The sequence below is a fragment of the uncultured Nostoc sp. genome (assembly GCF_964245445.1).
Taxonomy (GTDB): Bacteria; Cyanobacteriota; Cyanobacteriia; order Cyanobacteriales; family Nostocaceae; genus Nostoc.
This window is the reverse complement of record NZ_CAXTNE010000287.1, coordinates 1-9,491: the sequence shown is the minus strand read 5'-3', so window position 1 is coordinate 9,491 and position 9,491 is coordinate 1. Positions and strand designations below refer to the sequence as shown.

At 41.7% G+C, this 9,491-nt stretch carries 9 protein-coding genes; 5 read left to right on the top strand and 4 right to left on the bottom strand.

The window, feature by feature from the left end; translation table 11 throughout:
• Positions 1-29: 29 nt before the first annotated feature.
• Together hisIE and ACFE90_RS31785 are read right to left on the bottom strand one after the other, a co-directional pair.
• Positions 30-680, bottom strand: a complete 651-nt coding sequence (gene hisIE / locus ACFE90_RS31790; protein ID WP_375506312.1) for a bifunctional phosphoribosyl-AMP cyclohydrolase/phosphoribosyl-ATP diphosphatase HisIE — start codon at positions 678-680, stop codon at positions 30-32.
• Positions 681-781: 101 nt separating this feature from the next.
• Positions 782-970, bottom strand: coding sequence for a ChaB family protein (locus tag ACFE90_RS31785; protein ID WP_375506311.1), 189 nt, complete (start codon positions 968-970; stop codon positions 782-784).
• Positions 971-1,075: 105 nt separating this feature from the next.
• Here ACFE90_RS31785 and hemL point away from each other — a divergent pair, with 105 nt between their 5' ends.
• On the top strand, positions 1,076-2,374 hold the full coding sequence (gene hemL, locus ACFE90_RS31780) for a glutamate-1-semialdehyde 2,1-aminomutase (RefSeq protein WP_375506310.1): 1,299 nt from the start codon (positions 1,076-1,078) through the stop codon (positions 2,372-2,374).
• Positions 2,375-2,842: 468 nt separating this feature from the next.
• On the opposite strand, the gene ACFE90_RS31775 is transcribed toward hemL, so the two are convergent.
• Positions 2,843-3,673, bottom strand: a complete 831-nt coding sequence (locus ACFE90_RS31775; protein ID WP_375506309.1) for a fasciclin domain-containing protein — start codon at positions 3,671-3,673, stop codon at positions 2,843-2,845.
• Positions 3,674-4,418: 745 nt separating this feature from the next.
• Between ACFE90_RS31775 and ACFE90_RS31770 the strand changes: the two genes are divergently transcribed.
• From ACFE90_RS31770 to ACFE90_RS31755, 4 genes are all read left to right on the top strand, one after another.
• On the top strand, positions 4,419-5,213 hold the full coding sequence (locus ACFE90_RS31770; protein WP_229554567.1) for a glutathione S-transferase family protein: 795 nt from the start codon (positions 4,419-4,421) through the stop codon (positions 5,211-5,213).
• Between the two features lie 93 nt (positions 5,214-5,306).
• Positions 5,307-7,037 (top strand): helicase HerA domain-containing protein, encoded by a 1,731-nt coding sequence (locus ACFE90_RS31765; RefSeq protein ID WP_375506314.1) that lies wholly within the window; start codon positions 5,307-5,309, stop codon positions 7,035-7,037.
• A 585-nt stretch (positions 7,038-7,622) separates the two neighbouring features.
• Entirely contained in the window at positions 7,623-8,606 is a 984-nt protein-coding gene (locus ACFE90_RS31760) for an RNA polymerase sigma factor, RpoD/SigA family (RefSeq protein WP_375506308.1), read from the top strand.
• 184 nt (positions 8,607-8,790) lie between these two features.
• The gene (locus ACFE90_RS31755) at positions 8,791-9,039 is read left to right on the top strand and encodes a type II toxin-antitoxin system RelE/ParE family toxin (protein WP_375506307.1); all 249 of its coding nucleotides are present in this window, start codon (positions 8,791-8,793) and stop codon (positions 9,037-9,039) included.
• Between the two features lie 282 nt (positions 9,040-9,321).
• On the opposite strand, the gene ACFE90_RS31750 is transcribed toward ACFE90_RS31755, so the two are convergent.
• On the bottom strand, positions 9,322-9,491 hold a 170-nt coding region (locus ACFE90_RS31750; RefSeq protein ID WP_375506313.1), incomplete at its 5' end, for a tetratricopeptide repeat protein.

Sequence of the window (9,491 nt, the reverse complement as noted above, 5' to 3'; positions counted from 1 at the left end):
CTGCCCCCTGCTCCCTGCCCCCTTCCTCCTCATTGACGACGTTCTTGCAACTTACGATATACAGATTTTAAATCAACTTGATGGTGAGCTAAGGCAACCAAAGTATGATATAGCAAATCAGCCACTTCACCTGCGATCGCATCTGCTTCATCATCCTTAAAAGCCATCACCACCTCGGCGGTTTCCTCACCAATCTTTTTCAAAATTTTGTTATCGCCACCTGCGAATAGTTTACAGGTATAGGAGCTTTCGGTAGGATTATCGCGGCGATCGCATATTATTTGAAACAATTGCGACAATGTGTCCCCTGGCGGTGGGGCAATTTTGCCTTCTATTTGGTGAAAGCAACTACGTTCTCCAGTGTGGCAGGCAATGTCTCCTAATTGCTCTACACCTATGAGCAACGCATCACTATCACAGTCATAACGCATACTCTGCACTTTTTGAATATGTCCAGAAGTCGCCCCCTTATGCCATAACTCTTGCCGGGAACGACTCCAAAACCAAGTTTCTTCAGTTTCTAAAGTTTTTTGTAACGACTCCTGATTCATCCACGCCATCATCAGGACAGTACCATCCAAATAATCTTGGACAATTGCAGGCACTAGACCCCGTTCATCGTAGCGAATTTCCTCAACAGGGATAGCGTTATGGAGTGAGTGCGAATCGTTAGAAGACATACCAGCTAATTTGCTCTAATGAGAATAATTCATGGATTCACGATACCATTCTCAATAGGGCAACTGGCATGTTTTTTTGAATTGAACTATCTTATATAGCTCTAAACAACAACATTCCGTTCCATAGCAGACTGCATCTTTACAGCACTCAAAGCGACTTTGTGAGCTTTTGAGGCTTCACCATACCAATGGATCGCCGAATTAAAAGCTGCTCGGTAAAGATCCTGGTATGCTTCAGATAATCGAGTTTGAATATCTAGCGGTAAGTCTTTATTCGAGTTGTATAACATATTATTATTTTTTGGTTCAGCTATTTATATAAGATAGAAATTCTAAGTAGTTTTTGACACTATCCTAAGATAGAGCTTTTTATTGCCCACTGTTAGGAGAGAACCTTGGTAAATACCACAATTAAAACAACAAAATCACAAGAAGTCTTTGCTGCTGCTCAAAATCTCATGCCCGGAGGAGTCAGTTCTCCAGTTCGTGCGTTTAAATCTGTGGGCGGACAACCCATCGTTTTTGATCGTGTTAAAGGCGCATATATTTGGGATGTAGATGGTAACCAATATATAGACTATGTAGGCACTTGGGGTCCAGCTATTTGCGGTCATGCTCATCCAGAAGTAATTGCAGCCTTGCATGAAGCTTTAGAAAAAGGCACGAGTTTCGGCGCTCCCTCAGTCCTAGAAAATGTTTTGGCAGAAATGGTAATCGATGCCGTTCCTAGCATCGAAATGGTCAGATTTGTCAACTCTGGAACTGAAGCTTGCATGGGAGTTTTGCGACTGATGCGGGCTTTCACAAAACGAGATAAAATTATCAAGTTTGAAGGCTGCTACCACGGACACGCCGATACGTTTCTAGTGAAGGCGGGTTCTGGTGTTGCTACACTTGGCTTGCCAGACTCACCGGGAGTTCCGAAAGCGGCAACTAGCACTACTCTAACCGCGCCTTTTAATGACTTAGAATCCGTCAAAGCCTTGTTTGAAGAAAACCGCGACGAGATTGCTGGTGTAATTCTTGAGCCAGTTGTCGGCAATGCTGGATTTATTGCACCTGATGCTGGCTTCTTAGAAGGATTACGGGAACTGACTCACGAGCATAGAGCGTTATTGGTATTTGACGAAGTAATGACAGGCTTCCGTATTGCTTACGGTGGCGCTCAGGATAAATTTGGTGTTACTCCCGACTTAACGACTTTGGGTAAAGTTATTGGTGGTGGTTTGCCAGTAGGAGCTTATGGCGGTCGCCGAGATATTATGTCAATGGTTGCCCCCGCAGGTCCTGTATATCAAGCTGGGACTCTTTCTGGTAATCCTTTGGCGATGACTGCTGGTATTAAGACTTTAGAATTGCTGCAAAAGCCGGGTACTTACGAGTATCTTGACCGGATTACTAAAAAGCTAGCAGATGGTTTGCTGCAAATTGCTAAAGAAACTGGTCATGGGGTATGCGGTGGTCAAATCAGCGCCATGTTTGGCTTATTCTTTACCTCTGGCCCAGTTCATAACTACGAAGATGCCAAAAAGTCTGATACAGCCAAATTCGGACGCTTCCATCGGGGTATGTTAGAACGTGGTGTTTACTTAGCACCCTCTCAATTTGAAGCTGGGTTTACGTCTTTTGCTCACACTGAAGAAGACATTGAGCAGACTTTAGCAGTTGCACGGGATGTAATGTCTAGCCTGTAATGCAAATTTAGTAAAAGTAGAGGAGCCAGGGCGTTGCGGTGAATCCAGCGTTATAGGGGCACGGCAGCGCCCATTGGTGTAAACTTAACGTTACAAGTCATGTCCCGCAAGGAACTGAACTTCCTTGCTAATAGCAGAAGTCTTCTTTTAATGACTAAGATATACCCAAAAATCTTTAGTCTACTTCAGTAAACTTTAGCTAAAAGCCAAAGAACTTTAGTTCCAGGCGCGTCAGTCAAGCCGAAAGTTTTGCTATTTCTAGGCTTTTGTTGACACTAATGAGCAATGCTGTGACCCTACGACAGATATGGTTTTTCAAATTATTCATATTTGATCTTTCATGTCAATGGGTAAGCATACAATACTTCTTACAAAAAAACCGTCCAAAGCTAACATCTGAACGGGGTTTTTTCCTATTAATACTTAATGCCAACCTAGTCTACTACAGGTTGTACTTGTACCAAAAAATTACAAGTCAGGAGGCAAAATCACCTGATCAATTGCGTGGATTACACCGTTAGTGCCTGTGATATCTGCCTGTGTCACTTTAGCATCATTGACAGTTACACCGGTCGCAGGATCAACTTTAACGTTGATTGCGCCACCTTCAAGGCTTTTAACTTCGCCAGACTTCAAATCAGTGGACAATACCTTACCAGGTACTACATGGTAAGTTAAAATCTTGAGCAATACTTCTTTGTTAGCTGGATTTAACAATTCTTGCAAAGCATCTTGTGGCAACTTAGCAAAAGCTGCATCAGTAGGTGCAAAAATGGTTAAGTTATCTTTGCCTTGCAAAGCTCCAGTCAACCCTGCTGCTTTCAAAGCTCTAGTTAAGGTTTTAAAAGAAGCGTTTGACTCTGCCAACCCTAACAAGTCTTTACCTTGAGTGTCGGTTGCTCCTGGCCCTGGTGGAGTTGTAGTAGGTGTCTCAGTGGGTTGAGTTCCTGGGGTAGGACGTGGGGTGCGGGGTGGAACTTCACCAGGTGTAACACTACCACCACGGTTATAGGGCGGCTCGTTGAAAATGCTTGGTCTGGGATTTGTTACACCACCGTTCTGTGCTACTTGTTTGCGTTTGGTATTGCCCTTTTCTATTTCAAAAGCAGCTTCAACAGGTGTGTATTGAGCGTTTACTTGAAGACGTTGACCCTTGTTATAGGGAGCTTCGTTAAAAATACTGGGGTTAGGATTTAGTGCCTCTTTAGCTTCAGATGATAAAGTAATAACAAGGCTGAAACTACTAAATCCTGCTATGCCTGCCAACGCAATCAGCAATTTGCTGTAACTTGTCTTCATAAATATTTGTTTGTCTTTTTGTCCACACATTACATAAAGATTTATAACATTTTGCTATGCACAAAATCTAACCTAAGAGGGTAGAAAAATTTTACCACAAGAATTTGTGCTGGTCAGGTAAAATATCAAACGTCGGCTGACGCTGAGAATTATGAAATATATCTAGCACATATTTTATGTAATGAGTATATTTTTTCCTTATACCAAAAAGAGTTAAAAAGCCTAACTTGTTATAGCGTCAACTCTCAGAAAGTGTGAAAATATTACATCTACAAGGTATGATTTACAATAAACTATGATAAATATTTTTCTTAATTAAAAGACAATTTATATTCAAAGCGCTACGTAAATTAATAGGTAATTAAAAAATACTGAATCCCATAAGGAATAAGGGAATATCTCTGAATTAACCATTGATTATTCAGCAAAAGCACAGTAATTAATTATCTAGATATCTTAACCTAGCCTAAAGAGTGATGGAAATTAAAGTAAGTGCTGAAGACCTACAACTGAGCGGTTAAGTTTATCTATATATGCTAAATTCAATTATTTAATTATTTAATATTTTAATCAGAAATAATCAGAAAATAATACTTTTTAATTCGATGATTTTGCTAAAAATCAGGCATAAGTTCAATCAAAATCTCAATTAGATAGCTAAAAAGTAAATAATGTAAAGAAAAATTACTTTAACTAAAGATACAATTGTAAAGTTAAGAAGTTGACCAGTTATAAGGTATACAAGATGCTGGAATTATACCAATGGGAACTATCTCAATACTCAGAGAAAGTGCGCCTAATTCTAGATTTCAAAGGACTAGATTACCGCAAAATAGAGGTTACGCCTGGGATTGGACAGGTAGAACTATTCCGGCTGACTGGTCAGAAACAAGTCCCGGTATTAAAGGATCGTAATAGATATATTGCGGATTCTACGGAAATAGCTAAGTATTTAGACTTAGAATATCCCGATCGCCCAATAATACCGCAAGATCCCAAAAAACGGGGTTTAACTTTATTAATAGAAGAATGGGCGGATGAGTCTATAGGCATCAAAGGTCGCAAAGCACTATTTGCAGCCATAAGTCAAGATCAAAATTTCCGCAAGTCTTTATTACCCACCTCAACACCAGATATATTTAAAAGTCTGGTTGGAGGAGTACCCACTGACTTACTGACAGTGCTAGGTTTTGGTGTAGGTTATAGTCCAGATATTATCCAGTCAGCGATCGCATCTTTAAAACAAGACTTGGAAGCGGTAACGTTATTATTGGCAGATAGTCCTTATTTAACAGGAGATGAGCCAACTTTAGCTGACTTGGCAGTAGCTGGCTTATCGATATTGCTCAAGTTCCCCTCTGGGCCCTATCTGGATTTACCAGCTTCTATTAGAGGTAAAGGATTACCAATCTTTTCAGAGAATATAGATTATGAACCATTCTTTACCTGGCGCGATCGCCTTTACGCCCAATTCCGCAAACCATTAATCAGTACCACTCCACCAACGGGAAGTGCGCCAACTTCAATTCAGATTGACTAATAAGGGGCATTGGGCATTGGGTATTGGGCATTGGGCATTGGGCATGGGGGAAAATAACTAATGACTAATGACTAATAACTAATGACTAATAAAATGAATTCAGAACAGCCATTAGGTTCAGTTATTCAAGGTTCTCTAACTGAAGGTTTAGAAGTACGATTGCATCCTGACATTTCTGTAGAAGATATGCGGGTGGGTAAATTTCTTGTTGTGCAAGGGATGCGATCGCGCTTTTTCTGTATGCTCACAGATGTAGCATTGGGAGCTGCTAATGCCCGAATTATTGCCAATCCCCCTAGTTGGGAAGACACTTTTTTACGAGATGTTTTAGCCGGAAGTGGTACTTATGGTACTATCAACCTCGCGCCGATGTTGATGTTCACTCCCGAATCGGAAGAATCTTTCTCCCCAACAAATGGCAAATCGACAAATCCCTTCCTCCCATCGGTGACGGGTTTGGCTTCGTTTGTGCCACAAACCAGTACTACAATGGAATTGTTGCCTGTTAAAACTATTCCTAGCCACTTTAGCCAAGTTTACGATGCAAGTGTTGACGATTTTCGCCGCGTATTTGGTTGGGAAGATGACCCCCAAAGGCGTAATTTTTCCATCGGCAAACCTTTGGATATGGATGTGCCCGTTTGCATCGATTTAAACCGCTTCGTGGAACGGAGTAACGGGGTTTTTGGTAAATCTGGTACTGGTAAATCCTTTCTAACACGGTTGCTTTTAGCTGGCGTTATCCGTAAAAGTGCGGCAGTAAATTTGATTTTTGATATGCACTCTGAGTATGGCTGGGAAGCCGTTGCAGAAGGGAAGAACGTAAATACAGTTAAGGGTTTAAAGCAATTATTTCCCAGCAAGGTAGAAGTTTACACCCTCGATCCAGAATCGACAAAGCGCCGGGGTGTGCGTGATGCTCAAGAACTTTATTTGAGTTATGAGCAAATTGAAGTTGAAGATATTAAGTTATGTAGCCGAGATTTAGGACTCTCTGACGCAGCCCTGGATAACGCCAATATTCTCTATAGCGAGTTTGGCAAGTCTTGGATTGTCCAGTTGCTGAACATGACTAACGAAGAAATCGAAATGTTCTGCGACGAGAAGCGCGGACACAAAGGCTCGATTATGGCATTGCAGCGTAAACTCTTGCGGATGGATAGCTTGAAGTATATGCGAGCGGTTTGCCCTCAAAATTATATTAGTAAAATTGTCCAGTGTCTGGAAGCTGGGAAGAATGTTGTGATAGAATTTGGTTCCCAGTCTAATATGCTCTCTTATATGTTGGTGACGAATATGATCACCCGACGTATTCACGAGCATTACGTCAAAAAAGCAGATAAATTCTTGCAAAGCAAGAACCCGAACGATCGCCCCACGCCATTGATGATTACCATTGAAGAGGCGCACCGTTTCCTTGACCCGGCTATCGTACAAAGTACTATCTTTGGGACTATCGCTAGGGAACTGCGGAAGTATTTCGTCACACTTTTGGTAGTTGATCAACGTCCATCGGGTATTGATAATGAAGTCATGTCCCAGATTGGGACTCGAATTACCGCTTTGCTTAATGATGAAAAAGACATTGACGCGATTTTTACGGGTGTATCTGGTGGTGGCGGACTGCGATCGGTATTGGCAAAGTTAGACTCTAAGCAACAAGCTTTAATTTTGGGTCATGCTGTTCCTATGCCAGTAGTAGTACGTACCCGTCCTTACGACGCAACTTTTTACGAAGAAATTGGTGAACCAGCTTGGGAAGAAAAACCTGACGCAGAAGTATTCGCTGCTGCTGAACTAGCCAAAGCTGACTTGGGATTCTAGATAGTCATTTGTCAGTTGTCCTACCCTGCGGGAAGCCACTGGCGCGTCTATGTCCTTTGCAAATGACCAATGACCACTCCCCAATTCGTAACATCCCTCCATTCTGGCAGGAAATTAAGTTCGGTTATCCGGCTAGTTTTGGGCAACAGAAGAGGGGTTTTTAGCGTCACTATAGATATAGTAAGTAATTTCAAGGAAGTTTAATTTTTTTTGCAAATCGGCAATTTTGAATTATAATTAAAGATTTTATCTTAAAATACTTTACTATTTGCCTGATTTATCGTACTATAAAGTAAATGGAACTCATACCGACTTCGGATTTCCATCTGCTATCAGTAACTGCCTAAAAGAAGAATTCTCAAAAACAACCAGCGTGCTTATATAGAGATTGAAAATTTAAGAGATTGAAAATTTAGGGAAGGTAGGGGAACCTATCATTGGGAGTTTACGTCTGAACAACGGCTAGATCACTTGATAATTACTTTTGATAACTCCCGATATTTCGTGATAGATGTACTACCTTTATCCCATTGATTTTAGTAAGAAAACATATATTGTGTTTACGGAGTAGAGGATAACACATCAATGCCTACTGTCAACACCCAAACGGAAAACCTCAACACCAAATTTACGGCTGATATGGTGCGAACCTATCTGCGAGAAATTGGTCGTGTACCACTGCTAACCCGTGAACAAGAGATTGTCTATGGAAAGCAGGTGCAACAAATGATGAAGTTCATCGACGCCAAAGAAGCTTTGGCGAAGAAACTGCACCGCGAACCGGATATGTCAGAATGGGCTGACCACGTTCAACAATCGGAAACCGAGATCCAACAAACGGTAGCGCAAGGGAAGCGGGCGAAGCAAAAAATGATCGAAGCGAATTTGCGCTTGGTCGTTGCTATTGCCAAAAAGTACCAAAAGCGAAATATGGAGTTTCTGGATTTAATCCAGGAAGGAACACTAGGATTAGAGCGGGGTGTGGAGAAATTTGACCCAATGAGGGGTTATAAGTTCTCAACCTATGCTTACTGGTGGATTCGCCAAGCGATTACCCGTGCGATCGCTCAACAAGGCCGCACCATCCGCTTACCGATCCACATTACCGAGAAACTGAATAAAATCAAAAAAGTGCAGCGCGAATTGGCGCAAACTTTGGGGCGATCGCCTACTCCAGCCGAAATTGCCAAAGAACTAGAAATAGAACCTGCTCAGATCCGCGAGTACCTGAACATGGCGCGTCAACCAGTATCTTTGGATGTTAAAGTTGGCGATAACCAAGATACTGAGTTGCAAGAAATGCTCGAAGATGATGGCCCATCACCAGAGTATTACACCAACCAGGAATTCTTACGCCAAGACTTGAACAACCTGCTAGCAGAACTAACTCCGCAACAGCGACAAGTTTTAGCCCTGCGCTTTGGTTTAGAAGATGGTAATGAAATGTCATTAGCGAAAGTGGGTGAGAGATTGAGTCTCAGCCGTGAACGCGTCCGCCAGTTAGAGCATCAAGCTTTGGCTCATCTGCGTCGCCGTCGTGCCAATGTCCAAGAATACGTTGCTAGTTAAAATGAGAGACGCGGCATTTCGCGTCTTTCCATTACCTTGGTAATGCGCCTCCTGAATTCAGGGGGCTATTTTTTTATGCTGATAACCTAATATGCTTGGGTTACCCCTACTGATTTAATGGTTGTAGGTCGAATGCGATCGCATTGTCACCGGATGCAAGCCCATCATTAGTAGTTTTGATGCTGTGGAGCGTTTGCTCAAAAAAATTAACGAAAAGTGCAGTAATTTAGCAAATTTTCCCAATATGGGACGCAAGCGTAATGAACTTTTACCTTTGTTACGTAGCTTTGCTGTAGATGATTATCTGATTTTCTATCGTGCGATGTCTTTGACGGGCTACGCCTACGCTTTTCTTTCGGCGGAATGTGGGATATACCAAAATGAATGCGTGAATTACTCAAATGAAAAAATATTCAGGCAATTGAGAAAGTAAAAGCTGCTTTTGTTTGCGGAAAACACTAAAATGAGGAAGTAAAAGCTGCTTTTGTTTGTGGAAAACACTAAAATGCGAAATTAAAAGCTGCTTTTGAAGAAGTAAAAGCTGCTTTTGTTTGTGGAAAACACTAAAATGCGAAATCAAAAGCAGCTTTTGAAGAAGTAAAAGCTTCTTTTGAGTAAGCAATCAGGCATTTTTACTTAATTTAATATGAATTTTAGTCTAGGCGAATCGCGTGTCTAAGTTTTAGGATGGTACGCTTTGCTAAAAAGTCAAATTTTACTGTGGTGGGGGGAGGCGATGCCTGCGGCGGGCTTCGCCTACGCGAAGATATGCTAAATTGTCACCAGTAGTAACAGTATTAGGATGATTCACCCCTAACTGTTGCTTAAAAATATCTAAAGCTTGGATGTAAAGGGGTTCGGCTTCGCTGTATCTGCCTTGGGAGT

What these genes read in the sequence shown, in the direction of transcription:
- ACFE90_RS31765 (WP_375506314.1), top strand. Translation starts at nt 5,307, where the DNA reads ATGAATTCAGAACAGCCATTAGGTTCAGTTATTCAAGGTTCTCTAACT.
- hisIE (WP_375506312.1), bottom strand. Translation starts at nt 680, where the DNA reads ATGTCTTCTAACGATTCGCACTCACTCCATAACGCTATCCCTGTTGAG.
- ACFE90_RS31775 (WP_375506309.1), bottom strand. Translation starts at nt 3,673, where the DNA reads ATGAAGACAAGTTACAGCAAATTGCTGATTGCGTTGGCAGGCATAGCA.
- ACFE90_RS31785 (WP_375506311.1), bottom strand. Translation starts at nt 970, where the DNA reads ATGTTATACAACTCGAATAAAGACTTACCGCTAGATATTCAAACTCGA.
- ACFE90_RS31770 (WP_229554567.1), top strand. Translation starts at nt 4,419, where the DNA reads ATGCTGGAATTATACCAATGGGAACTATCTCAATACTCAGAGAAAGTG.
- ACFE90_RS31760 (WP_375506308.1), top strand. Translation starts at nt 7,623, where the DNA reads ATGCCTACTGTCAACACCCAAACGGAAAACCTCAACACCAAATTTACG.